General features: G+C 72.4%; 22 protein-coding genes and 1 riboswitch. Of the genes, 5 read left to right on the forward strand and 17 right to left on the reverse strand.

Going from position 1 to position 22,689, the window contains the following annotated elements:
- Nucleotides 1-89: 89 nt before the first annotated feature.
- From ACZ4Z1_RS01140 to ribD, 8 genes are all read right to left on the reverse strand, one after another.
- On the reverse strand, nucleotides 90-554 hold the full coding sequence (locus ACZ4Z1_RS01140; RefSeq protein WP_468484482.1) for a PH domain-containing protein: 465 nt from the start codon (nucleotides 552-554) through the stop codon (nucleotides 90-92).
- Between the two features lie 91 nt (nucleotides 555-645).
- Nucleotides 646-1,494 carry an ATP phosphoribosyltransferase gene (hisG, locus tag ACZ4Z1_RS01145; RefSeq protein ID WP_468484483.1) on the reverse strand — a complete coding sequence of 283 codons (849 nt, stop codon included), beginning with the start codon at nucleotides 1,492-1,494 and terminating at the stop codon, nucleotides 646-648.
- 74 nt (nucleotides 1,495-1,568) lie between these two features.
- On the reverse strand, nucleotides 1,569-1,841 hold the full coding sequence (locus ACZ4Z1_RS01150; RefSeq protein WP_398347178.1) for a phosphoribosyl-ATP diphosphatase: 273 nt from the start codon (nucleotides 1,839-1,841) through the stop codon (nucleotides 1,569-1,571).
- A gap of 35 nt (nucleotides 1,842-1,876) precedes the next feature.
- Nucleotides 1,877-2,362 (reverse strand): 6,7-dimethyl-8-ribityllumazine synthase, encoded by a 486-nt coding sequence (gene ribH / locus ACZ4Z1_RS01155; RefSeq protein ID WP_003986918.1) that lies wholly within the window; start codon nucleotides 2,360-2,362, stop codon nucleotides 1,877-1,879.
- Between the two features lie 66 nt (nucleotides 2,363-2,428).
- Entirely contained in the window at nucleotides 2,429-3,730 is a 1,302-nt protein-coding gene (locus ACZ4Z1_RS01160) for a bifunctional 3,4-dihydroxy-2-butanone-4-phosphate synthase/GTP cyclohydrolase II (RefSeq protein WP_468484484.1), read from the reverse strand.
- Nucleotides 3,727-4,380, reverse strand: coding sequence for a nicotinamide mononucleotide transporter family protein (locus tag ACZ4Z1_RS01165; protein WP_468484485.1), 654 nt, complete (start codon nucleotides 4,378-4,380; stop codon nucleotides 3,727-3,729). The genes ACZ4Z1_RS01160 and ACZ4Z1_RS01165 overlap by 4 nt, the downstream gene beginning before the upstream one ends.
- Nucleotides 4,377-5,012, reverse strand: a complete 636-nt coding sequence (locus ACZ4Z1_RS01170; RefSeq protein WP_468484486.1) for a riboflavin synthase — start codon at nucleotides 5,010-5,012, stop codon at nucleotides 4,377-4,379. The genes ACZ4Z1_RS01165 and ACZ4Z1_RS01170 overlap by 4 nt, the downstream gene beginning before the upstream one ends.
- Before the next feature lies 1 nt (nucleotide 5,013).
- Nucleotides 5,014-6,141: a bifunctional diaminohydroxyphosphoribosylaminopyrimidine deaminase/5-amino-6-(5-phosphoribosylamino)uracil reductase RibD gene (ribD, locus tag ACZ4Z1_RS01175; protein WP_468484487.1), complete on the reverse strand. Its 1,128-nt coding sequence runs from the start codon at nucleotides 6,139-6,141 to the stop codon at nucleotides 5,014-5,016.
- 152 nt (nucleotides 6,142-6,293) lie between these two features.
- A riboswitch (FMN riboswitch) is annotated at nucleotides 6,294-6,424 on the reverse strand.
- A gap of 182 nt (nucleotides 6,425-6,606) precedes the next feature.
- Between ribD and ACZ4Z1_RS01180 the strand changes: the two genes are divergently transcribed.
- Entirely contained in the window at nucleotides 6,607-7,392 is a 786-nt protein-coding gene (locus tag ACZ4Z1_RS01180; protein ID WP_468484488.1) for an SDR family oxidoreductase, read from the forward strand.
- Nucleotides 7,393-7,423: 31 nt separating this feature from the next.
- Here the strand turns inward: ACZ4Z1_RS01180 and ACZ4Z1_RS01185 are convergent, their stop codons facing one another.
- Nucleotides 7,424-8,698, reverse strand: a complete 1,275-nt coding sequence (locus ACZ4Z1_RS01185) for an ROK family transcriptional regulator (protein WP_468484489.1) — start codon at nucleotides 8,696-8,698, stop codon at nucleotides 7,424-7,426.
- 95 nt (nucleotides 8,699-8,793) lie between these two features.
- Between ACZ4Z1_RS01185 and ACZ4Z1_RS01190 the strand changes: the two genes are divergently transcribed.
- Nucleotides 8,794-10,059 carry an MFS transporter gene (locus ACZ4Z1_RS01190; protein ID WP_468484490.1) on the forward strand — a complete coding sequence of 422 codons (1,266 nt, stop codon included), beginning with the start codon at nucleotides 8,794-8,796 and terminating at the stop codon, nucleotides 10,057-10,059.
- Nucleotides 10,060-10,151: 92 nt separating this feature from the next.
- Here ACZ4Z1_RS01190 and ACZ4Z1_RS01195 read toward each other — a convergent pair whose 3' ends face one another.
- On the reverse strand, nucleotides 10,152-10,622 hold the full coding sequence (locus tag ACZ4Z1_RS01195; RefSeq protein ID WP_468484491.1) for an acyl-CoA thioesterase: 471 nt from the start codon (nucleotides 10,620-10,622) through the stop codon (nucleotides 10,152-10,154).
- A gap of 287 nt (nucleotides 10,623-10,909) precedes the next feature.
- Here ACZ4Z1_RS01195 and ACZ4Z1_RS01200 point away from each other — a divergent pair, with 287 nt between their 5' ends.
- Nucleotides 10,910-12,331, forward strand: coding sequence for a uracil-xanthine permease family protein (locus ACZ4Z1_RS01200; RefSeq protein WP_468484492.1), 1,422 nt, complete (start codon nucleotides 10,910-10,912; stop codon nucleotides 12,329-12,331).
- Between the two features lie 13 nt (nucleotides 12,332-12,344).
- On the opposite strand, the gene ACZ4Z1_RS01205 is transcribed toward ACZ4Z1_RS01200, so the two are convergent.
- Nucleotides 12,345-12,797, reverse strand: coding sequence for a phospholipase (locus ACZ4Z1_RS01205; RefSeq protein WP_468484493.1), 453 nt, complete (start codon nucleotides 12,795-12,797; stop codon nucleotides 12,345-12,347).
- Nucleotides 12,798-13,014: 217 nt separating this feature from the next.
- Here ACZ4Z1_RS01205 and ACZ4Z1_RS01210 point away from each other — a divergent pair, with 217 nt between their 5' ends.
- Nucleotides 13,015-13,782 carry a DUF5995 family protein gene (locus tag ACZ4Z1_RS01210; RefSeq protein WP_468484494.1) on the forward strand — a complete coding sequence of 256 codons (768 nt, stop codon included), beginning with the start codon at nucleotides 13,015-13,017 and terminating at the stop codon, nucleotides 13,780-13,782.
- 83 nt (nucleotides 13,783-13,865) lie between these two features.
- Here ACZ4Z1_RS01210 and ACZ4Z1_RS01215 read toward each other — a convergent pair whose 3' ends face one another.
- Together ACZ4Z1_RS01215 and ACZ4Z1_RS01220 are read right to left on the reverse strand one after the other, a co-directional pair.
- Nucleotides 13,866-15,551 carry a flavin monoamine oxidase family protein gene (locus ACZ4Z1_RS01215; protein ID WP_468484495.1) on the reverse strand — a complete coding sequence of 562 codons (1,686 nt, stop codon included), beginning with the start codon at nucleotides 15,549-15,551 and terminating at the stop codon, nucleotides 13,866-13,868.
- 124 nt (nucleotides 15,552-15,675) lie between these two features.
- Nucleotides 15,676-16,473: a carbon-nitrogen hydrolase family protein gene (locus tag ACZ4Z1_RS01220; RefSeq protein WP_468484496.1), complete on the reverse strand. Its 798-nt coding sequence runs from the start codon at nucleotides 16,471-16,473 to the stop codon at nucleotides 15,676-15,678.
- Nucleotides 16,474-16,910: 437 nt separating this feature from the next.
- Here ACZ4Z1_RS01220 and ACZ4Z1_RS01225 point away from each other — a divergent pair, with 437 nt between their 5' ends.
- Nucleotides 16,911-17,915: a YdcF family protein gene (locus ACZ4Z1_RS01225; RefSeq protein ID WP_468484846.1), complete on the forward strand. Its 1,005-nt coding sequence runs from the start codon at nucleotides 16,911-16,913 to the stop codon at nucleotides 17,913-17,915.
- 38 nt (nucleotides 17,916-17,953) lie between these two features.
- On the opposite strand, the gene ACZ4Z1_RS01230 is transcribed toward ACZ4Z1_RS01225, so the two are convergent.
- From ACZ4Z1_RS01230 to ACZ4Z1_RS01245, 4 genes are all read right to left on the reverse strand, one after another.
- A complete protein-coding gene (locus ACZ4Z1_RS01230; RefSeq protein ID WP_468484497.1) occupies nucleotides 17,954-18,409 on the reverse strand; it encodes a VOC family protein in 456 nt (151 codons plus the stop codon).
- Between the two features lie 66 nt (nucleotides 18,410-18,475).
- Complete coding sequence (locus tag ACZ4Z1_RS01235; protein ID WP_030017398.1) at nucleotides 18,476-18,925, reverse strand: Lrp/AsnC family transcriptional regulator; 450 nt, start codon at nucleotides 18,923-18,925, stop codon at nucleotides 18,476-18,478.
- Nucleotides 18,926-18,944: 19 nt separating this feature from the next.
- The gene (locus ACZ4Z1_RS01240; RefSeq protein ID WP_468484498.1) at nucleotides 18,945-20,420 is read right to left on the reverse strand and encodes an amino acid permease; all 1,476 of its coding nucleotides are present in this window, start codon (nucleotides 20,418-20,420) and stop codon (nucleotides 18,945-18,947) included.
- A 357-nt stretch (nucleotides 20,421-20,777) separates the two neighbouring features.
- Complete coding sequence (locus tag ACZ4Z1_RS01245) at nucleotides 20,778-22,217, reverse strand: GuaB1 family IMP dehydrogenase-related protein (protein WP_468484499.1); 1,440 nt, start codon at nucleotides 22,215-22,217, stop codon at nucleotides 20,778-20,780.
- Between the last annotated feature and the right edge of the window lie 472 nt (nucleotides 22,218-22,689).

The following is a 22,689-nucleotide window of genomic DNA, read 5'->3' on the forward strand; positions in this document are numbered from 1 at the left end:
CCTCATGTTGCAGGGGCCCGCTGGCGGGGCGGGGCGCGGGGCGCGCCCTGGGCACCAGGGTAATCAGCAGGGCCGGGGTGCGGGCAGGGTCACCGGGCCGGCAGGTCCGGGCCGCCGTGGTTCTCGGCGAGCGCCCGCAGCGTACGGGCGTCACGGATGGCCTGGTCGCGCGCGATGCCGGGCTGGATGCCCATGGCGGGCAGGCTGGTGCCGTCGGCCAGGTCGAGGTGGACCCACGGGTCGCCCTGGCGCAGGTTGACCCGCAGTACCTGGGCCCAGGCCAGCTCGCGCTTGGTGGTCAGGTTGACGACCGTGACGCCGTCCTGCCGGGCGACGACCTTGGGGCGGGCGAGCAGCAGCAGCACGCCGAGGATGATCAGCCCGGTGAACACGAAGCTGATCCGCTCGCCGCCGCCCAGCTTCGGCAGCAGGACGGCGATCACCGTCAGCACGGCGAGCTGGGCGATGCCGACGCCGTACAGGACGGCCCGGGTACGGGCCGGCCGGAAGGTCACCGGAAGGGCGGGCAGGGGCGCGGATGCGGGCGCGGACACGTCGCTGGGCTCTTTCGTACGGGCCGCCGGCGCGGGCCGGCGGCGGGTGTGGCCGCCGCCCGTCGGCGGCGGCCGGGCCGCCTGGCCGGGGTCAGAGGCGGCAGGCGTGGATGCCGGTGGTCAGGATGGCGCGGGCGCCCAGTTCGTAGAGCTCGTCCATGATGCGCTGGGCGTCCTTGGAGGGGACCATCGAGCGGACCGCGACCCAGCCCTCGTGGTGCAGCGGGGAGACGGTCGGCGACTCCAGGCCCGGGGTGAGGGCGACGGCCTTCTCGACGTGCTCGACGCGGATGTCGTAGTCCATCATCACGTAGCGCCGGGCGACCAGGACGCCCTGCATGCGGCGGAGGAACTGGCGGACCTTCGGGTCGTCCTCGGGGGCGCCCTTGCCGCGGATGACGACCGCCTCGGACTTCAGGATCGGCTCGCCGATGATCTCCAGTCCGGCGTTGCGCAGGGTGGTGCCGGTCTCCACGACGTCGGCGATGATCTCGGCGACACCCAGCTGGATGGCGGTCTCCACGGCGCCGTCCAGGTGGACGACGGAGGCGTTCACCCCGTGGTCGGCCAGGTGCTGCGTGACCAGGCCGGAGAAGGACGTGGCGACCGTCATGCCGCCGAAGTCGGTGACCTCCTGGGCCGTGCCCGGGCGGGTGGCGTAGCGGAAGGTGGAGCCGGCGAAGCCGAGCTGCATGATCTCCTCGGCCTGCGCGCCGGAGTCGAGCAGCAGGTCGCGGCCGGTGATGCCGATGTCCAGCTTGCCGGAGCCGACGTAGACCGCGATGTCGCGCGGGCGCAGGAAGAAGAACTCGACCTCGTTCTCCGCGTCGACCAGGACCAGTTCCCTGCGGTCCTTGCGCTGGCGGTAGCCGGCCTCATGGAGCATCGCCGACGCAGGCTCGGACAGTGAACCCTTGTTCGGGACGGCGATGCGCAGCATGAGAACGACTTCCTTCGTGCGGGAGGGTGACAGGGAAAAACGGGGTGGTGCGGTCTTACGGGCCGGGCGACGGCTCAGAGATGGGCGTACACGTCGTCCAGGGAGATGCCCTTGGCGACCATCATCACCTGAAGGTGGTACAGGAGCTGGGAGATCTCCTCCGCGGCGGCCTCGTCGGACTCGTACTCCGCGGCCATCCAGACCTCGGCGGCCTCTTCGACGACCTTCTTGCCGATCGCATGGACGCCGGACTGGACCAGTTCGGCGGTGCGGGAGGTGGCGGGGTCGCCGGTGGCGGCCTTCTGCTGGAGCTCGGTGAAGAGCTCCTCGAACGTCTTCTTGGACATGATGTGCCCCACCCTACGCGGTCGCCCGGCTCCGCTCAGCGCCAGGGCTCGGCGACGGTGCGCAGCGTCGCGGCGGTGGCGACGGCGGCGGTGACGGCCTCGTGGCCCTTGTCCTCGGTGGAGCCGAAGATTCCGGCCCGGTCCAGCGCCTGCTCCTCGGTGTCGCAGGTCAGCACGCCGAACCCGATCGGTACGCCGGTGTCCACGCTGACCTGCGTCAGGCCCTGGGTGACGCCCTGGCACACGTAGTCGAAGTGCGGGGTGCCGCCGCGGATGACGACGCCGAGCGCGACGATCGCGTCGTAGCCGCGGCCCGCCAGCACCTTGGCGACCACCGGCAGCTCGAAGCTGCCGGGCACGCGCAGCAGCGTCGGCTCGTCGATGCCCAGCTCGGACAGGGCGCGCAGGGCGCCGTCCACCAGGCCGTCCATCACCTTCTCGTGCCACTGGGCGGCGATGACGGCCACCCGCAGGTCGCCACAGTTCTTCACGGACAGTTCGGGTGCGCCCTTGCCGCTCACGTCTCTCCTCGGGGTCCGGTGCTCGTGTACGTACGGGGGTGGGGCGGCCGGGGTCCGGCCGCGGTGCTACTGGTTGCCGCAGGCCGACGCGCGGTCCGCGTCGAGCCAGGGCAGGTCGTGCCCCATCCGGTCCCGCTTGGTGCGCAGGTACCGCAGGTTGTGTTCGCCCGCCTGTACGGGCATCGGCTCCCGGCCGAGGACCTTGAGTCCGTGCCGGACCAGCGCCTCGGTCTTCTCCGGGTTGTTGGTCATCAGCCGCAGCGACCGCACGCCGAGGTCGGCCAGCACCTGGGCGCCGGCGCCGTAGTCGCGCGCGTCGGCGGGCAGTCCCAGTTCCAGGTTGGCGTCGAGGGTGTCGCGGCCGCGTTCCTGGAGCTCGTACGCGCGCAGTTTGGACAGCAGCCCGATGCCGCGTCCCTCGTGGCCGCGCAGGTAGATCACCACGCCGCGCCCGGCCTCCGCGACGCGCCGCAGCGACTCCTCCAGCTGGGGGCCGCAGTCGCAGCGCAGCGAGTGGAAGATGTCTCCGGTCAGGCACTCGGAGTGGACGCGTACGAGGACGTCCTCGCCGTCGCCGATCTCGCCGGCGACCAGCGCGATGTGCTCGACGCCGTCGACGGTGGAGCGGTAGCCGTACGCGGTGAACTCGCCGTGGCGGGTGGGCAGCCGGGTCTCGGCCTCGCGCCGGACGGTGGGCTCGGAGCTCTTGCGGTAGGCGATCAGGTCCTCGATGGAGATGATCGACAGGCCGTGCTTGCGGGCGAACGGGACCAGCTCGGGCAGCCGCAGCATGGTGCCGTCCTCGCCGGCGATCTCGACGATGGCGGCGGCGGGCCGCAGCCCGGCCAGCCGGGCGAGGTCCACGCCGGCCTCGGTGTGGCCGTTGCGCTCCAGCACGCCACCGTCGCGGGCGCGCAGCGGGAAGATGTGTCCCGGCCGTACGAAGTCGGCGGGGGCGGCCTCGCCGGAAGCGAGCAGACGCAGGGTGGCGGCGCGGTCGGCGGCGGAGATGCCGGTGCTGACGCCGTGCGCCGAGGTGGCGTCGACGGAGACGGTGAACGCGGTGCGCATCGACTCGGTGTTGTGCTCGACCATCTGCGGCAGCGCGAGCCGGTCCAGTTCGGCGCCCTCCATGGGGGCGCAGATCAGGCCGCGGCACTCGCTCATCATGAAGGCGAGGATCTCGGGGGTGACCCGTTCGGCGGCGACGACGAGGTCGCCCTCGTTCTCGCGGTTCTCGTCGTCCACGACCACGACCGGACGGCCGGCGGCGATGTCGGCGACGGCCTGCTCGACGGGGTCCAGGGCCAGGAGGGCGTCACGTGCGACGGCCCCCTCGGGGTCGTACCAGCTCTGCAGTGCGGTCATGCCGCCGCTCCTTCCAGGACGGGCTGCGGGTTGGTGCGGGAGCGCAGCCACCAGTCGCGCATACCCCACAGCACGAGGCCGAGGTAGACGACGTAGACGAGGCCGGAGAAGGCCAGGCCGCTGCTGAAGGCGAGGGGGACGCCCACGATGTCGACGAGCAGCCAGGCGAACCAGAACTCGACCAGGCCACGGGCCTGGGCGACCATCGCCGCCAGGGTGCCGACGAAGATGTAGGCGTCGGGCCAGGGGTTCCAGGACAGCTGCGGCAGCAGGGCGAACAGGGAGCCGACGGCGGCGGTGCCGACCGCTGTGCCGGCGATCAGCAGCCCGCGCTCGCGCCAGGTGGCGAACCGTACGGCGATGGAGCCGTCCTGGGCCTGCTGCCGGCCGCGCTGCCACTGCCGCCAGCCCCACAGCGCCACGCCGATGACCAGGAGCTGCTTGCCGACGCCGCCGCTGAGGTGGGCGTAGGCGTAGGCGGAGACCAGGATCAGGCCGGAGAGGAACTGGGCGGGCCAGGTCCATATGGAGCGCCGCCAGCCGAAGGCGAGGGCGGCCAGGCCGATGCTGTTGCCGATCATGTCGGACCAGATGACCTGCTGCCCGAAGGCGGTGAACGCCGGCCCGTTCAGCCAGCCGAGGACGTTCACCGCAGGCTCTCTTCCACGGCCGCGACGGCCGTCGTGGTGCCGCGGCCCTGCCCCAGCAGCCGCTCCACGTACTTCGCCAGTACGTCGACCTCCAGGTTGACCGGGTCGCCGGGCTGCTTGATGCCGAGGGTGGTCAGGGCGAGGGTGGTGGGGATGAGGCTGATGGTGAAGAAGTCGTCGGCCGCGTCGACGACGGTGAGGCTGACACCGTCGACGGTGATGGACCCTTTCTCCACGACGTAACGGGCGAGTCCGGCGGGCAGCGCGACCTTGACGATCTCCCAGTTCTCACCGGGTGTCCGCGAGACGATGGTGCCGGTGCCGTCCACGTGGCCCTGCACGAGGTGGCCGCCGAGACGCCCCCCGAGCGTCATCGGGCGTTCGAGGTTGACACGCGAGCCGGTGGTGAGCGCGCCCAGGCTGGAGCGGCTGAGCGTCTCGGCCATCACGTCGGCGGTGAAGGTCCCCTCGCCGGTGTCCACGACGGTCAGGCAGACGCCGTTGACGGCGATCGAGTCGCCGTGCCGCGCGTCCTGGGTGACGAGCGGGCCGCGCAGGGTGAACCGGGAGCTGTCCCCGAGGTTCTCGACGGCGGCGACCTCACCCAGTTCTTCGACGATTCCGGTGAACACGTCAGTTCTCCTCGTTCAGGGTGTGGCGGGCTGGGGTGGCGGTGATGCGCAGATCGGGCCCGAGCCGGACGGTGTCGGTCACCTCCAGGCGCAACGCCTGGTCGATCGTGCCGATTCCGGCGTCCCCGAGGGCGGCGGGACCGGCGCCGAGCAGGACGGGCGCGAGGTAGCCGACGACCTTGTCGACGGCGTGCGCGGCGAGGAAGGCGCCGGCCAGGGTCGGGCCGCCCTCCAGGAGCACCGACCGGACGTCCCGCTCGTACAGGGCGTCGAGCAGGGCGGGCAGGTGCACGCCGGTGCCGCCCGCGGTGCGCGGCAGCCGGACGATCGGGGCGAGCCCTTCGAGGTGGCGGGCGTCGGCGTCCTCGGCGACCGCGATCAGGGTGGGCGCGGTGCCGTCCAGGACCCGGGCGCCGGGCTTGACGACGGCGGCCGCCGTGTCGATCACCACCCGCATCGGCTGGCTGACCTCGGTGTCGGCCAGGCCCGCGACGCGCGCGCCGAGGTGCGGGTCGTCGGCGCGGGCGGTGCCCGACCCGACGATCACCGCGTCGGCCTGGGCGCGCAGCCGGTGCACGTCGGCGCGGGACTCGGCCGAGGTGATCCAGCGGCTGGTGCCGTCGGCGGCCGCGATCCGGCCGTCGAGCGTGGCGGCGTACTTCCACAGGACGAAGGGGCGGCGGCGCAGTACGGCGGTCAGCCACGCCTCGTTGCCGGCGGCGGCCTCGTCGGCGAGCAGGCCGCCCTCGACCTCGACACCGGCCGCGGCCAGGGTGGTGGAGCCGCCGGTGGCGGCGGGGTTCGGGTCCGGGACGGCGTAGTACACCCGGGCGACGCCCGCCTCGATGAGGGCCTGGGCGCAGGGGCCGGTGCGGCCGGTGTGGTTGCAGGGCTCCAGCGTGACGAAGGCGGTGCCGCCACGGGCCCGCTCGCCCGCCTCGCGCAGCGCGTTGACCTCGGCGTGCGGGCCGCCGGCCCGCTCGTGCCAGCCCTCGCCCGCGACGCGCCCGGCGGCGTCCAGGACGACACAGCCGACGACGGGATTGGGGCTGGTGTGCCCGAGGCCGCGGGCGGCAAGCTGGATGGCTCGGCGCATCGCCGCGGTCGGCGCGGGGGCTGGGGTGGCCACCGGGTCCTCCTGCCACTCAGGGCACGGACTCCGGGGCTGTCACGGGGACAGGAAAACGGGAACGGGACAACGGGGACACCGATGCCGAAGAGGAGGTCGCCTTTCGTGAATACGAGGACGACCGCCGGCGGCGGTGTACCGCTGCTCGCCCGCCGCGCACTGCCTCCCATCCGGACTTTAACCGTCGGTGCAGGAATTCCACCTGCTCAACCGGCCGCTGGAGGCGACCGGGTCGCGGACTGTTACCGCCGGTTCGGACTTTCACCGACCCCGGAGTGCGCTGCGTATGTCAATTCAGTACGGCTTCAGTCTGCCACGTCTGATCGTCGGCCATGCGGGCGGCGACCTGTGGAGTGGCTCACAGAGAACGGCGCGCGTGTCACACTGCGGCCCGCCGCGCCGTCCCGTGCGCAACGGGCCACCGGCCCCGACAGCTCCCGTCCCCTACCCCGAGGACTGATCGCGATGACGACGATTCTGGTGACCGGCGGCACCGGCACGCTCGGCCGGGCCGTGGTCGGCCGGCTGCTCGCCGCCGGCCACGACGTACGCAGCCTCAGCCGCCGCCCGCACTCCGGCGCCGGACGGCCCCGGCTGCACTCGTACGCGGTCGACCTGCGCGACGGCTCGGGCCTGGCCGCGGCGGTGGCGGGCGTGGAGACCGTGGTGCACTGCGCCTCCTCGCCGACCGGCGACACCGAGGCGGCCGGCCGGCTCATCGAGGCGGCGCGGGCGGCCGGGGTACGGCACCTGGTCTACATCTCCATCGTCGGCGTGGACCGGATTCCCCTGGGGTACTACCGCGCGAAGCGCGACGTGGAGCGGCTGATCGAGGACTCCGGGCTCGGCTGGACCGTGCTGCGCACCACCCAGTTCCACGACCTGGTGCTGCGGCTGGTCAAGGCCGGGGCGCGGCTGCCGGTGCTGCCGGTACCGGCCGGTGTGCGGTTCCAGCCGGTGGACGCCCGCGAGGTCGCCGCCCGGCTGGCCGAGCTGGCGTCCGGGGAGCCGTCGGGCCGGGTGGCCGACATGGGCGGCCCGGAGGTGCGCGGCGCCCGTGACCTCGTACGGGACACCCTTCGGGCCGGCGGGCGGCGGCGGGCGCTCGTACCGCTGTGGGTGCCGGGCGGGATCTTCGCGGCACTGCGGCGGGGCGAGAACCTGACGCCGGCGCACGCGGACGGCACGGTGAGCTACGGGGACTTCCTGGCGGAGCGGGCCGGGGGGAGGAAGGTGGTGGCGGGGAGGTAGGAGGCGGGCACGCGCGCCCGTCCGACCCCGCTCAGGCCGCGGGCCCGAACAGGTCGTCCTGGGCCGCGTCCATCGCCGCGAGCACCGCGCCGCGCAGCACGGCCCGCCCGCCGACCGTCCCCGCGCGCACCTCGGTACGCAGCGGGGACATCCGCGCGAGATGTTCCGCGACCCGGCCGGCCAGCGCGTCGCCGCCCGCGCGGCCGGTCTCGCCGCCGAGCACCACACAGCCGGGATCCAGTACGGCGCAGACGGCGGCGGCCCCGATGGCGACCCGGGCGGCCAGCGCGTCGAGGAACGCGGCACCGGCCTCGCCCGCATCGACGGCGGCACGCACCAGCGTCTCGGCCGCGGGCGCGCCGGTCCCGTCCGTGCCGCCGGGGCCGGTCCCGCCCTCCCCCGGACCCGCCTCGATGCCGTGCTCGGCGGCCAGCCGGCACACCGCCGCCGAACCCGCCAGCGAGTGGAAGCCGCCGTCGCAGCCCGCTGCCGTGGGCAGCGCGTCCGTGCCCGGTACGGGCAGGAAGCCGATCTCGCCGGTGCCGCCCGAGGCGCCGCGGCGCAGCCGGCCGTCCAGGACGACGGCGGCGCCGGTGCCATGGCCGAGCCAGAGCAGCACGTAGGTGTCGCGGTCGCGCGCGGCGCCGTCGCGCTGCTCGGCGATGGCGGCGAGGTTGACCTCGTTCTCCAGCAGGACCGGCGCGGCGGGCCGGTCGCCGAACGCCGTGATGAGCGCGGCGTGCCAGGCGGGCACCCATTCCGTACCGCCGAACCGCCCGGTGACCGGGTCGACCAGGCCGGGCGCGCCGACCGCGACGACGTGCGGCCGGCCTGCTCCGGCCTCGCCGAGCAGCTTCTCCAGGGTGGCCACGCCGTTCGCCGCCGCCTGGGCGGGGCCGGCGTCCGGGCCGACCGGGACGGACGCCTCGGCCAGCACCCGGCCGAGCAGGTCGGCGACGGCGAGGGTGGCGCTGTGGGTGCGCAGGTCGACCGCGGCGAGGTGGGCGCGGCCGGCGACGATGCCGTACAGCCGCGCGTTGGGGCCGCGCCGCCGGGCGCCCGACTCGCCGACCACCGCGATCAGTCCGGCGGCCTGGAGGCGTTCGACGAGGTCGGCGACGGTCGGCCGGGACAGTCCGGTGCCCGCCTTCAGCTCTCCGGCGGTCAGCGGGCCCGCAGTCTGGAGGAGCTGGAGGGCCAGCCGGTCGTTGATGGCCCGCGCGGTGCTCGGTGAGGCGGTGCGCGAGGTGGTGCGTACGGCGGCCGAGGCGGTACGGGCGGGAGCGGGTCCGCGCGTCTCATCCATGCCCGGATCCTTCCAGACCCCCGGTGCGGGGTCGCTGCGGTGTCGGCCGATGCATGTCCCTTATTATCAGGCAGGCTTCCTGATAGTTTACGCCCATGGATGGCACAGGCGTCCCCGATGCGGCTCCGCCGCCCGCCCCACCCCCCGGAAAGTCCGCGGACCGGCCCTTCTCCCCGGACCGGCTGCGGCGCGCCCGCTGGTCCGTCGCGGCGGTCTTCCTCGTCCACGGCTCGGTGACCGGCAGCTTCGCCACCCGCGTCCCCTGGATCCAGGACCACGCCCAGATCAGCGCCGGTCAGCTGGGCCTCGCCCTCGCCTTCCCCGCGATCGGCGCGTCCCTCGCCATGCCGCTGGCCGGCCGGATCAGCCACCACCTCGGCGCCCGCGCCGCACTGCGCGTCCTGCTCGCCCTGTGGACGCTTTCGCTCGCGCTGCCCGCCCTCTCCCCCGACCTGTACGGGCTGTGCGGCGCCCTGCTGGTGTACGGCGCGACCGCGGGCATGGCGGACGTGGCGATGAACGCGCTGGGCGTCGAGACCGAGGACCGGCTCGGCAGGCCGATCATGTCGGGGCTGCACGGTATGTGGAGCGTGGGCGCCCTGCTCGGGTCGGCGGCCGGCACCGCGGCGGCGCACGCCGCCACCGACGCCCGGCTGCACCTGGCCGTCGCCGCCGCCGTGTCCACCGTCCTGGGCGCCGTCGCCTGCCAGGGTGTGCTGGATCTGCGCAGCACGCCCGACGCGCACCCGCCGCCGCGCTTCGCACTGCCCCCGAAGTCCGCGCTGATCATCGGGGCGGTCGGGTTCTGTGCGGTCTTCGCGGAGGGTGCCAGTCTGGACTGGTCGGCGGTCTACCTGCGCGACGTGCTGGGCACCGGCGCGGGCCTGGCGGCCGCCTCGACCACGGCCTTCTCGTGCACCATGGCGGCCGCCCGGCTGGCGGGCGACCGGGTGGTGGCCCGCTTCGGGCCGGTGCGGACCGTACGGGTCAGCGGGGTGCTGGCGACGGCGGGCGGTGTCCTGATCGTGCTGGCCCGGCACCCGGCCATGGCGCTGGCGGGGTTCGCGCTGATCGGCCTGGGCATCGCCGTCGTGGTGCCGCTGGCGTTCGCGGCGGCGGGCCGCAGCGGCCCGGCGCCCAGCCAGGCCATCGCGGGCGTGGCCACCATCACCTACACCTCGGGCCTGATCGCCCCGTCGGCGATCGGCTCCATCGCCCAGGCGACCTCGCTGACCGGCTCGTTCCTGCTGGTCACGGTGCTGGCCTGCGGGCTGTTCGTGGGCGCCGGGGTGCTGCGGGTGCGGGGCCGGAACCGTACCGGGAGCGACGCGGTACCGGCCGGCGGCCTGGAAAGCTCCTGACGCGACACCGCCAGACCGTCCAACCGCCACACCGCAGTGCCGCACCCCGACACGCCCGTCCGCGCCCGGAGCGCGGGCGGGCGCCTGCCTGCTCAGGCGGCCCGCGCCTCCGGGTGCAGCAGCCCGGCCGCGATCTCCCGTGCGTGGTCCGACCACGGGGTGGGCCGCAGCGCCTGCGGGTCGACGCGCACCAGGACGCGGTGGCCGCGCGCGTAGGTCTGCTCGCCGTCGGCGGAGCACAGCCGGAAGCCGTACGTCAGGGAGGTGCGGCCGAGCTTCTCGACCCACAGGTGGGCGGCGTAGTACCCGGGCCGGGTGACCGGCTGCTCGTACGCGACCTTCATCTCCTTGATCACGTTGCACATGTCGCCGGCCGCCGCCCAGTCGCCGTCGAAGCCGAAGCCGCGGCCGTGCCAGAACTCGGCCCAGGCGCGCTCGACGAGCAGCGGGTAGCGCGAGTTGTGCAGCATGCCGAGCGCGTCGAGGTCGTCGAAGTGCACGGTGACGGGGACCAGCCGGCCGTACGGGACGGCGGGGGCGGCCTCAAGGGCTTCGACGCTCACGGGTCGGTACTCCTGGTTCTGCGGCGGCCGGGGCCGCTGACGTGCGGCGGGCGGCGGCCGGCCTGGTGGGGCACGGCGGGCGCCGCCCGGTGCTGTTGACTGTTCAAGAAGTGAACACGGCCATCGTAAGCGCCTGCTTAAAATGCTCCGGCCGCCGGGGCGGGCAACACCGCACGGCGGGCCTGCCGGTTCGGTCGCCCCGGGCCGGCCTTATGCCGACTTAACATGACCCGGCCGGCGTCCCGCCCGGCCGACCCCCGCGACGTATGTGAAGAAGTGGAGCACTCATGGGCCTCGGTGTGCGCTGGACCGTGCACGGCGACGGGCGCACCCCCGCCCCCGGAGCCGTCGTCCGACCGGACGAACGGCTGTCCTGGCCCCGTACCGCCGGCCTCGGCGCGCAGCACGTGGTCGCGATGTTCGGCGCCAGCTTCGTCGCTCCGGTGCTGATGGGCCTGGACCCCAACCTCGCCATCATGATGTCGGGCGTCTCGACCGTCATCTTCCTGCTGGCGACGCGCGGCCGGGTGCCGTCCTACCTGGGCTGCTCGCTCTCCTTCGTCGGAGTCGCGGCCGTGATCCGCGCGCAGGGCGGCAGCAGCGCCACCGTCACCGGCGCGGTCTTCGTCGTCGGCGCGGCGCTCTTCCTGGTGGGTCTGGCGGTCCAGCGGTTCGGCGCGCGGATCATCCACGCGGCGATGCCGCCGGTGGTCACCGGCGCGGTCGTGATGCTCATCGGCTTCAACCTGGCGCCGGTGACGGCCAGTACGTACTGGCCGCAGGACCAGTGGGTGGCGCTGCTGACCATGCTCTTCACCGGGCTGGCCGTGGTCTGCCTGCGCGGCTTCTGGTCACGCATCGCGATCTTCCTCGGCCTGGTCTTCGGATACGGCATCTCCTGGCTCCTCGACCTGGCCTTCGGCAAGATCCACTCGGCGAACGGCGCCGGGCAGGTCACCGACCACTGGCGCCTGGACCTGTCGGGCGTCGGCAAGGCCGAGTGGATCGGCCTGCCGTCCTTCCACACGCCGTCCTTCCAGTGGTCCGCCGTCCTGGTCGCGCTGCCGGTGGTGATCGCGCTGGTCGCCGAGAACGCCGGGCACGTCAAGGCCGTCGGCGAGATGACCGGCGACCCGCTCGACGACAAGCTGGGCACCGCGATCTCCGCCGACGGCGTCGGCTCGATGCTCTCCACCGCGCTCGGCGGCCCGCCCAACACCACGTACTCGGAGAACATCGGCGTCATGGCGGCGACCCGCGTCTACTCCACCGCGGCCTACTGGGCGGCGGCCGCCTTCGCGCTGCTCTTCGGCCTGTGCCCGAAGTTCGGCGCGGTGGTGGCCGCGATCCCCGGCGGTGTGCTGGGCGGCATCACCGTCATCCTGTACGGCATGATCGGCCTGCTCGGCGCGCAGATCTGGGTGCACAACAAGGTGGACCTGCGCAATCCGCTGAACCTGGTGCCGGTCGCCGCGGGCGTCATCATCGGCATCGGCGGCGTCAGCCTGAAGATCAGCGACAACTTCGAGCTGGGCGGCATCGCGCTCGGCACGATCGTGGTGCTCTCCGGCTACCACGTGCTGCGCGCGCTGGCCCCCGCGCACCTGAAGCGGCAGGAGCCGCTGCTCGACGAGGGGACCAGCGCGTACGACGAGGAGGGGGCGCCCCGGAAGCCGTCGGGACCGGACGGGCCGGAGCCGACGGCCTGAGGCGGGCCCCCGGTCAGCCGAGTTTCTTGACCGCCTCGTAGTACGTCCAGGCGAGCGCGTTGCACGAGGTCTTCTTCGCGCCGCTGTACTTGGCGCAGACCCGCTTGAGGTCCTCGTACAGCGCACTGTCCAGGCGCGGTTTGTTCGCCGGGAAGGTGCCCGCCTTCTTGTAGTTGCGATAGCCGAAGTCGTGGCGTGCGCACGAGGTTTCGAAGGGGAAGCCGAAGGGGTTGTCGGGGGACGTGGTGCAGTAGTCGGTGCTCCAGTCGAACTCGTACGCCGCCCACCTGCCCTGATTGCCTCGGGCCGCGAGCCAGCTGCCGTAGCTGCCGGCGTCGGTCTGTGTCCAGCCGGCCAGCACCTTGGACTTGTCGGCGGGAACGGCCTGCGCCGGGGCGGCGGCCGCCACCAGGGCGGTCACGGTCATGGCCGAGGCCGACAGGGCAGCGGCGAGTCTTCGGGACATCTTCAACCTCCGTCGAAAGGCGGCCCCTTGGCAGGAACAGGCCGCTTCGTTGAAGGCTGAAAATAATCAGTCCGGACGAGCGCCGGTGGAGTTTTGGCTGAACAGTGATCGGCGGGCAGGCGCCGTACGGGCAAGAGACCGCCGCGGATTACCCCGAACCGGTCATCTACCCACCGGGCGGCCGCCACGGTACGGGCCCGGCTGTCAGCCTGTGCGCATGACGACGACTCAGCAGGTCCCGGGCAGCCTTCAGGACACGACGGCCACGCGCGCGGCCCGGCCGGGCACGGCGGTCCCGCAGGCTTCCGCGCCCCCGGCCGCCGTGTCCCCGGTGGCCGCCGTCCTGGCGCGGATGCGGGTGCTGGAGGCCACGCTCCCGTCCGCCGACGGCATCGCGGTGTTCAACCGGGTGTACCTGTCCGTCACCGAGGAGGTCGCCCGGGGGCTCGGCGCGGGCGGCTTCCAGGACCCGTCGGCGACGGGCGAGCTGGACGCGGTCTTCGCCCGGCGCTATCTCGCCGCGGTGGACGCGGCCGGCGCCGGGCTGACCGTACCGGCCTGCTGGCGCCCGCTGTTCCAGCTGCGCCGCCATCCCGGCGTACGGCCGCTGCAGTTCGCGCTGGCCGGGATCAACGCCCACATCGGGCACGACCTGGCGCTGGCCGTCGTGGACACATGCCGCACCCTGGAGTGTGAACCGGCCGCCCTCGCGGCCGACTTCGACCGGATCGGTGACCTTCTGGCAGGCTTGGAGGAGCGCATCCGGGAGAGCCTGATGCCCGGCCCCGACCTGCTGGACATCGCCGATCCGCTCACCCATCTCGCCGGTTCGTGGAGTCTGGAGATGGCCCGGGACGGCGCGTGGGCGGCGGCGCGGGTGCTGTGGAGCCTGCGCGCCCTGCCCGGGACGGCGCAGGAGTTCGCCGAGCGGCTCGGGTCGGGCGTGGGCCTGGTGGGCCGCTGCCTGCTGACGCCGATGGGCTGACGGGGGCCGCATACGGCGAGGGGCGGGACGGCGAGCGGCGCGTACGGAACTCCGTACGCGGCCCGCATACGACCGGCCCTCGGTCAGTCCTCCGGCAGCTCGACCGGCGCGATCTCGTCGTATACGTCGCCGGGGCCGGGGTTGGCCGCGTCCGTGCTGCCGCCGAAGTGCGTCATCACGCCCCACACCGCGTTCAGCGCGGTCTGCACGGCGCCCTCGGCCCAGCCCGCCGTCCAGGAGATGTCGTCGCCCGCGAGGAAGAGGCCGCGCTTGTCCTCGGGCAGCCGGTCCTGCATGAAGTGGGTGAACAGGCGCCGCTGGTAGCGGTAGTGGCCCGGCAGGTTGGCCTTGAACGCGCCCATGAAGTACGGCTCGTTCTCCCAGGAGACGGTCACCGGGTTGCCGATGATGTGCTTCCTGATGTCGACCTTCGGATAGATCTCCGAGAGCGACTTGAGCATGACCTCCATACGGTCGTGGGCGTCCAGCGGCAGCCACTTGAGGCTGTCGTCGCACCACGTGTACGAGAGGCAGATGACGGCCGGCTTGTCGGGGCCGTCGTCAAGCAGGTAGGTGCCGCGGGTCATCCGGTCGGTGAGCGTCATGCTCATCACGTCCCGCCCCGTGTCCTCGTCCTTGTCCAGCCAGAAAGGCCGGTCGACCGGCACGAACAGCTTGGAGGACTCCATGTAGTGGGTGCGCTCCATCGCCGTCCAGTGGTCGATGGGGAACAGCGCGTCGTCGCAGGCGATCTTGGACAGCAGCATCCAGGACTGCGCGGTGAACACGGCCGCCTCGTACGTGCGGATGTCACCGGTCGCGTCGGTGACGGTGATGCGGTTGCCGGCCGTACGGTGCAGCCGGGTGACCGCGGGGCGCGGCGCGCCGTCGTGCAGGGAGGACAGCGAAGTGCCCGGCGCCCAGTGGACGATCTTCTCCGGCTCGCGCTCCCACAGGCGCAGCGGCAGCTGCTGGCTGCCGCCGACGATGCCGCGGTGGTGGTCGTCGGCCTCGGTGTAGACGACGCGCAGGATCTCCAGGATGGAGTTGGGGAAGTCGGTGTCCCAGCCGCCGGTGCCGAAGCCGACCTGCCCGAAGATCTCGCGGTGCCGGAAGGACTTGAAGGCGGTGGAGTCGCAGAGGTAGCCGTAGAACGTCTGGTTGTCGAGCTTCTCGACGAGCCGCGACCAGATCTCCCGGATGCGCGGCACGTCGCGCTCACGGATGGCGCGGTTCATGTCGGAGAAGTCCGCGCCCTCCTCCAGGCATGCGTTCCAGGCGTCCATGACCTGGTGGTAGACCTCGGGGAGGTCCTCGACGGTGCGCGCGTAGTGGGTCTCGCCCTTGAGGTCGACGACGGTCGACGGGGTGTCGGGCGCAAGCGGGTTGGGGAACGGCTTGGTCTTCAGGCCCACCAGGTCGATGTAGTGCTGGAGGGCGGTGGAGGACGGCGGGAAGCGCATCGCGCCCATCTCGGCGGTCAGCTCCGGGTCGCAGCCCTCGAAGCCGACGGTGCGCAGCCGGCCGCCTATCCGGTCCGCCTCGTAGACGACGGGCTTGAGGCCCATCTTCATCAGCTCGTAGGCGGTGATGATGCCGGACAGACCGCCGCCGATGACGGCGACCTCCTTGCCGTGCTCGGTCGCGGGTACCTGCCCCAGGCCCGCCGGGTGGGCGAGGAAGTCGTCGTACGCGTACGGGAAGTCCGGCCCGAACATGGTGATGGGCGGCTGGGCGTCCGCGTGCTGGGCGGCGGTGGGCACGGTCATCGGTTCGGGCTCCTTGCAGGCAGGTACGTGAGGGGGGCGGGTGCGCGCGGGCAGGCGTGGGGGCGACGCCGGGGCACCGCTGCGGGGGTCGTTCAGGGCCGGCCCGGAGTGGCCGGTGTCAGGTTCAGGTCAGTGCGCCGTAGAGGCCGGGGCGCCGGTCGGCAAGGTAGGGGTTGTCCTCCCGCGACCGCTTGAGCAGCCCGGCGTCCACCTCGCCGAACACCAGCTCCTCGCCGCGGCCGGCACGGGTGCGTACGGTGCCGTCCGGCCCGGCCAGGCAGCTCAGGCCGACGAAGTCGAAGTCGCCCTCCGGGCCGGTCCGGTTGACGTAGGCGATGTAGAGCTGGCTCTCGAAGGCCCGTACCGGTATGAGCGACTCGGCGACGAACTGGAAGGGGTGCAGCTGGGCGGTGGGCACCAGCAGCAGGTCGGTGCCGGCCAGCGCGTGCGCGCGGACGTTCTCCGGGAACTCCACGTCGTAGCAGATCATCAGGCCCACGCGCAGACCGGCCAGCTCGGCCTGGACGACCGGAACGTCTCCGGGGGTGAACCAGTCGCGTTCGAAGCAGCCGAAGAGGTGGGTCTTGCGGTAGTTCGCCAGCAGCCGTCCGTCGGGGCCGATCAGCTGGGCCGTGTTGTACACCGCCGCGCCGTCGCGCTCGGGATAGCCGTAGAGCACCGCGATGCCGTGCTCGGCGGCTATTCGGGCCACCGTCCGGGCAGCCGGGCCGTCGGCGGGCTCGGCGAGCCGGTGCAGGGCCTCACCAATAGCGTAGCCGGTCAGGAACAGTTCCGGGCAGACCAGCAGCCCGGCGCCGCCCGCGGCCGCCTCGCGTGCCGCGTCCTCGACGGCCCGCAGGTTGTACGCGACATCGCCGGGCCGTCCCGAACTTTGGAGCAGGGCGGTGCGCAGCGACGACATGGGACCCCTCGGAGGACACGTACGGACGGACCGGAACGGCCGACGCGGGCTCTGCGGCGCCACGGCGGCCCGGCGATCGGCGGGACGCCTAGACGTTACGGTTCGCCGAACCGCCGGTACAAGGCGTCACCATTGCGTGCAGCCGGGTGTTTCGTTGCGTGTTGTACGGATGATCCGGCGATTCGTTGCGCCGCGTGGTGCGGCAGGTTTCGCGGGGCCTCGTGAGGTCACGGCCGTACGAGGTCCGGCCCGCCGCCGGGAACCCCGAGGACCCGCGGCTGGCCGGGTCCGTGAAGCTCCTCCGCTCCGACGGTGACGACGTCCGCTTCTCCTTCGACGCGCACCTCGCGTACGGGCCGCACAGCCGGGCGCGGCCGTGCCGGAGCACCTGGCGCGAGCAGCCCCGGACACATGATCGTCCTGTCTACGATGTGTTCATGCTCGCGTACGCCCTACCGGCCCTGTTCTTCGCCCTGTTCGCCATCGGTGTGCTGCGCGACCGGCGCCGCTTCAGCAACGCCGTCCATCTGGGCCTGACCGTCGTCTTCCTGGTGCCGGCCCTGCTTCTGCACGTGTCCCGGATGCCCACGGCGGCGGCCGTGGCGGTCACCGTGCTGATCCTCCTGCTGCCGTCGCTGGGCGTCCTGGTCCTCGGGGTCTTCCTGATCCTCAACGGCGTGAAGATGGTCCGCAAGGAGGGCCGGAGCCTGGCGAACCTGCTGTCGCTGCTGGCCGGAGTCGGGATCTTCGCGGTCATCGCGCTGCTGATCGCGGCCGTCGGCACCGGATCGCGCACCCTCGTCGCGCTCGCCGGTACCACCCTGCTGGTCGTGGGCTACGTCTCCTTCCTCTTCCTGTGCTTCGTCGGCTACGCGTTCCTCTACGGACGGCTGCGGGTGCGCCGTGACGCCGACTTCGTGGTGGTCCTGGGCTCCGGGCTGATCGGCGGTACGCGCGTACCGCCGCTGCTGGCGAACCGGCTGGAGCGGGCCCGGGCGGTGTACGAGCGCCAGGCGCGGCGCGGCAACCCGCCGATGCTGCTCACCTCGGGCGGCCAGGGCCCCGACGAACAGCTCCCGGAGGCCCGGGCGATGGCCGACTACCTCATCGAGCGCGGCTTCCCGGCGGACCGGATCCTGTGCGAGGAGCGGTCCAGGACCACGGAGGAGAACCTGGCGTTCAGCAAGAAGATCATGGAGCAGACGGTGCCGGACCACCGCTGCGTGATCGTCACGAACAACTACCACGTCCTGCGCGCCGCCCTGCTGGCCCGCCGCGCCGGCGTCGACGGCCAGGTCGTCGGCGCGCCCACCGCCGCGTACTTCTGGCCGAGCGCGACCATCCGGGAGTTCGCCGCGGTCTTCCTCTCCTACAAGCTGGTCAACCTCGGCATCTGCGGCCTCATGATCCTGGGCGGCGCGCTCGCCCTCCTGAGCGGCTGACCGCGGGGCCCGCCGGAGACCGGTTCGGACACCGGCCCTCAGCCCCGGGGCGCCTCCTCGACGGCGGGCATCGGACCGCCGCCCGGGTGCCACATGTCGAGGAACGCCGCCTGCCGGCTGATGTCGACGAGTTCGACGCGGGCTCCGACGCTGTCCATCCGGTGATAGGCGAACGGCCGGCCGTAAGGGCAGCCGGAGAACTCCTCGGGCAGGCCCGCCTCCTCAAGGCGGCGGGAGCCGCTGCGCACATCGCTGCTCCAGAAGCCGATGTGGTCGAACCGGGCTCCCCCGGACGCGTCCCAGGGGCTGCCCGGCGGCCCTTCGACGAGTTCGATGAAGGGCGGGCCGCCGGCCGTGAAGACGATGCGGTAGTCCCACTCGCCGAGCCGGCCGGACACCGGCTCGCTCCACTGCGTCCCGGCCGCCCGCCGGAAGTCACGCATGGCCCGCTCGATGTCGGGGACCACGAAGCACACATGGTAGAAGGCAGTCATCCCGCCATGATCGGGTACGCCGCCCGTCGCGGACCAGGGCCGGAGACGGGCCGGTCCGGCGGGGCCTCACCCCGGCGACCCCGAGCTGAAGCGGCGCAGCAGCGGGGAGAGGACCAGGACCGACTTGGTGCGTTCCACGAACGGTTCGCCCGCGATGCGTTCCAGCACCCGTTCGAAGTGGCGCATGTCGGAGGCGAAGACCTGGACGATGGCGTCCGCCTCACCGGTGACGGTGGAGGCGGACGCCACTTCCGGATAGCGCGACAGACCGCGGTGGATGGAGTCCGGCGAGGTGTTGCGGCGGCAGAACAGCTCGATGAACCCCTCGGTCTCCCAGCCCAGCGCCGCCGGGTCGACCCGTACCGTGAACCCGGTGATGGCGCCCTCGGCGCGCAGCCGGTCCACCCGACGTTTGACCGCCGGGGCGGAGAGCCCGACCTCCGCCCCGATGTCGGCGTAGGAGCGGCGGGCGTCCTCCGCCAGGGCATGGACGATGCGCTGGTCGAGTTCGTTCATCTGTCGCACTGCGGGTGGATCACTTCTCTGCGGTGGCCAATCGGGAGCGGCGGATGCCGTAGACGAAGTAGACCACGAGCCCGACGGCCATCCAGACACCGAAGACGACCCAGGTGACCGGGCCGAGGCTGCCCATCATGTACAGGCACAGCAGGAAGCCGATCGCCGGGAAGACCGGCGCCAGCGGCGTACGGAAGGTGCGCGGCATGTCCGGCTTGGTGAAGCGGAGCACGATCACCGCGATGTTGACCAGCGCGAAGGCGAACAGGGTGCCGATGCTGGTGGCGTCGGCGAGCTGGCCGAGCGGGACGGCCGCGGCCAGGATGCCGCAGAACAGCGAGACGATGACGGTGTTGGCACGCGGGGCGCCGGTCTTGGGGTGGACCTTGGAGAACACCTTCGGCACCAGCCCGTCGCGGGACATCGCGAACAGGATGCGGGTCTGCCCGTACAGCACGGTCAGTACGACGCTGGCGATGGCGATGACGGCGCCGGCGGCCAGCAGCACGGACCAGAAGCTCTGCCCGGTGACCTCCTTCATGATCCCGGCGAGCGCGGCCTCCGAGCCCTCGAAGCCCTTCCACGACTTGGCGCCCACGGCGACCGCCGCGACCAGGCAGTACAGCGCGGTGACGATGATCAGCGACAGCATGATCGCGCGCGGCAGGTCGCGCTGCGGGTTCTTGGCCTCCTCGCCGGCGGTGGAGGCGGCGTCGAAGCCGATGTAGGAGAAGAAGAGAGTGGCTCCGGCGCCGCTGACGCCGGCGATGCCCAGCGGCATGAAGTTGGCGTAGTTGCCGGAGGAGATGCCCTGCACGGCGACGCCGCAGAACAGCAGCAGCGCGATGATCTTGATGGTCACCATGACGGCGTTGGCGCGGGCGCTCTCCTTGGCGCCGCCCAGCAGGAAGACCATGGCGAGCATCACGACGATCAGCGCCGGCAGGTTGAAGATCCCGCCGTCACCGGGCGGTGCGGACAGCGCGGCGGGGATGGTGACGCCGATCGTGCCGGACAGCAGCTCGTTGAGGTACTCGCCCCAGCCGACGGCGACCGCCGCGACCGAGACGCCGTACTCCAGGATCAGGCACCAGCCGCAGATCCAGGCGACCAGTTCGCCGAGGGTGGCGTACGCGTAGGAGTACGACGAGCCGGAGACCGGGATGGAGCCCGCCAGCTCGGCGTAGGACAGCGCGGAGAACAGGGCGGTGACGCCGGCGATGACGAACGAGATGATGACGGCCGGGCCGGCCTTGGGCACCGCCTCGCCGAGGACGACGAAGATGCCGGTGCCCAGCGTCGCGCCGATGCTGATCATGGTCAGTTGCCACATGCCCAGCGAGCGGCGCAGGGTACCGCCCTCGCCCTGGCCGCCCTCGGCCACCAGCCGCTCGACGGGCTTGCGCCGCATGAGCCGGGTGCCGAGGCCCCCGGAGGGGGCGGGGGGCCGGGGATCGCTGCCCGCCGAGGGCGGGGCTGCGCCGTGCTCCAACACTGGGGTGGCTCCTTCTCGCTGCCGGTCACGGTGGCGGACGACCGACAGCGGTCCCCGTGCGCGGGTACGCCGAAACGACCCGCGTCACGAAAGGGGGGAACCGCCGAGCAGGCGGTCCCCGCCACTCCACGTACAGCGCATGACTGTACGGGGCGTTTGTGAGCTGCCGTAATGCAGGATCCTTGCGCAAGCGTGAATATTTGTTGCGCACCTGTCCGCGGAGCGGTCGTTTATTGCGCACAAACGACAAATCTCACCGTCTGGACGTTACCGACCGGTTCGCCCCGCAAACGCGTCCGGCCCCGCACCGAAGCGATCGGTGCGGGGCCGGACGGTGCGGCCCTGACGGGCGGCGGATCAGCTCCAGCTGGCGTGCAGCGGCTTGCCCTCCGCGTAGCCCGCGGCGCTCTGCACGCCGACGACGGCCTTCTCGGCGAACTCCTCCAGGGAGGCCGCGCCCGCGTACGTGCAGGAGCTGCGGACACCCGCGATGATCGAGTCGATCAGGTCCTCGACGCCGGGCCGGGCCGGGTCGACGAACATCCGCGAGGTGGAGATGCCCTCCTCGAACAGGCCCTTGCGCGCCCGGTCGTACGCCGACTCCTCACTCGTACGGTTGCGGACCGCACGCGCCGAGGCCATACCGAAGCTCTCCTTGTACGGACGACCGTCGGCGGTGTGCTGGAGGTCGCCGGGCGACTCGTACGTACCGGCGAACCAGGAGCCGATCATGACGTTGGACGCGCCGGCGGCCAGCGCCATCGCCACGTCGCGCGGGTGGCGCACGCCGCCGTCGGCCCAGACGTGCTTGCCGTACTTCTTCGCCTCGGCGGCGCACTCCAGGACCGCGGAGAACTGCGGGCGGCCCACGCCGGTCATCATGCGGGTGGTGCACATGGCGCCCGGGCCCACACCGACCTTGACGATGTCCGCGCCGGCCTCGATCAGGTCGCGCACACCCGCGGCGGCGACGATGTTGCCGGCCACGATCGGCACCTGCGGGTCCAGCGCCCGAACGGCCTTGACCGCGCTGATCATCGACTCCTGGTGGCCGTGCGCGGTGTCCACCACGAGGGTGTCCACACCGGCCGCCAGCAGCGCCTTGGCCTTGCCGGCCACATCGCCGTTGATGCCCACGGCGGCGGCGATGCGCAGCTTGCCGTCGGCGTCCGTGGCGGGCTTGTACAGCGTCGCGCGCAGGGCGCCCTTACGGGTCAGGATGCCCGCCAGCATGCCGTCCGCGTCGACCGCGGGGGCCAGCTTGCGGTTGGCGGCGTCGAGCCGGTTGAAGGCCTCGCGGGGGTCGATGTCCGCGTCCAGGACCAGCAGGTCCTTGGACATCACCTCGGAGACCTGGGTGAAGCGGTCGACGCCGGTCAGGTCGTGCTCGGTGACGACGCCGACGGGGCGGCCGCCCTCGACGACGATCCCCGCGCCGTGCGCCCGCTTGGGCAGCAGCGACAGGGCGTCGGCGACGGTGGCGACCGGGGACAGCACGATCGGCGTGTCCAGGACCAGGTGACGGCGCTTGACCCAGCTGACGACGTCGGCGACGACCTCGATCGGGATGTCCTGCGGGATGACCACCAGGCCGCCGCGGCGGGCGACGGTCTCGGCCATCCGGCGTCCGGCGATCGCGGTCATGTTGGCGACCACCAGCGGGATGGTCGTGCCGGTGCCGTCCGGCGAGGCCAGGTCCACCCCCTGGCGGGAGCCCACCGCGGAGCGGCCGGGCACCATGAACACATCGTCGTACGTCAGGTCGTACGGCGGCTTGGCATCGTTCAGAAACTTCATACTGGCTCTCTCACCTGCGGGTTCACTGCTCGGGCGGGTGGGGAGTCAGCTTCCGAACCGGCACCGGTCAGGATGCGGCTCCTAGGACATCATCCCTGATGAGTCCACCCTGGGGCGAACCGGTGTTCCCGTAAGCCCTCCGCACGCCCTCTTCCGGACGTCGCCTGACGCCTGCGGCGACCTCTCACAGACCGCCACCTTGTCACTCTCCGTCACTGAAATGACTGGTCTTCGACGGCCCGGACGGCCGGTCACCTGCGGTTCGACGCCAATGTGACCATATGACGGGATGGGAGGTTCTTGCTGGCCAGCAGGTGGGTAGAACCGTGTACGGGCCGCTTCGGGTGTCGATCCGCCGCGACCGCCGGGCCACCGGAAGCCTGGGCGATCACTTCGCAACTGGATACGTACAGTAACCGCGACGCGCGGTGGCGCCCGGCCGGGCCGGGCGCAGCCGCACCGGCCGTGGGGG

This window comes from Streptomyces sp. NPDC030165, from assembly GCF_055573595.1.

What these genes read in the sequence shown, in the direction of transcription:
- ACZ4Z1_RS01190 (WP_468484490.1), top strand. Translation starts at nt 8,794, where the DNA reads ATGGATGGCACAGGCGTCCCCGATGCGGCTCCGCCGCCCGCCCCACCC.
- ACZ4Z1_RS01245 (WP_468484499.1), bottom strand. Translation starts at nt 22,217, where the DNA reads ATGAAGTTTCTGAACGATGCCAAGCCGCCGTACGACCTGACGTACGAC.
- ACZ4Z1_RS01215 (WP_468484495.1), bottom strand. Translation starts at nt 15,551, where the DNA reads ATGACCGTGCCCACCGCCGCCCAGCACGCGGACGCCCAGCCGCCCATC.
- ACZ4Z1_RS01160 (WP_468484484.1), bottom strand. Translation starts at nt 3,730, where the DNA reads ATGACCGCACTGCAGAGCTGGTACGACCCCGAGGGGGCCGTCGCACGT.
- ACZ4Z1_RS01220 (WP_468484496.1), bottom strand. Translation starts at nt 16,473, where the DNA reads ATGTCGTCGCTGCGCACCGCCCTGCTCCAAAGTTCGGGACGGCCCGGC.
- hisG (WP_468484483.1), bottom strand. Translation starts at nt 1,494, where the DNA reads ATGCTGCGCATCGCCGTCCCGAACAAGGGTTCACTGTCCGAGCCTGCG.
- ACZ4Z1_RS01205 (WP_468484493.1), bottom strand. Translation starts at nt 12,797, where the DNA reads ATGTCCCGAAGACTCGCCGCTGCCCTGTCGGCCTCGGCCATGACCGTG.
- ACZ4Z1_RS01180 (WP_468484488.1), top strand. Translation starts at nt 6,607, where the DNA reads ATGACGACGATTCTGGTGACCGGCGGCACCGGCACGCTCGGCCGGGCC.
- ACZ4Z1_RS01235 (WP_030017398.1), bottom strand. Translation starts at nt 18,925, where the DNA reads ATGAACGAACTCGACCAGCGCATCGTCCATGCCCTGGCGGAGGACGCC.
- ACZ4Z1_RS01230 (WP_468484497.1), bottom strand. Translation starts at nt 18,409, where the DNA reads ATGACTGCCTTCTACCATGTGTGCTTCGTGGTCCCCGACATCGAGCGG.
- ACZ4Z1_RS01185 (WP_468484489.1), bottom strand. Translation starts at nt 8,698, where the DNA reads ATGGATGAGACGCGCGGACCCGCTCCCGCCCGTACCGCCTCGGCCGCC.
- ACZ4Z1_RS01225 (WP_468484846.1), top strand. Translation starts at nt 16,911, where the DNA reads ATGCTCGCGTACGCCCTACCGGCCCTGTTCTTCGCCCTGTTCGCCATC.
- ACZ4Z1_RS01210 (WP_468484494.1), top strand. Translation starts at nt 13,015, where the DNA reads ATGACGACGACTCAGCAGGTCCCGGGCAGCCTTCAGGACACGACGGCC.
- ACZ4Z1_RS01200 (WP_468484492.1), top strand. Translation starts at nt 10,910, where the DNA reads ATGGGCCTCGGTGTGCGCTGGACCGTGCACGGCGACGGGCGCACCCCC.
- ACZ4Z1_RS01150 (WP_398347178.1), bottom strand. Translation starts at nt 1,841, where the DNA reads ATGTCCAAGAAGACGTTCGAGGAGCTCTTCACCGAGCTCCAGCAGAAG.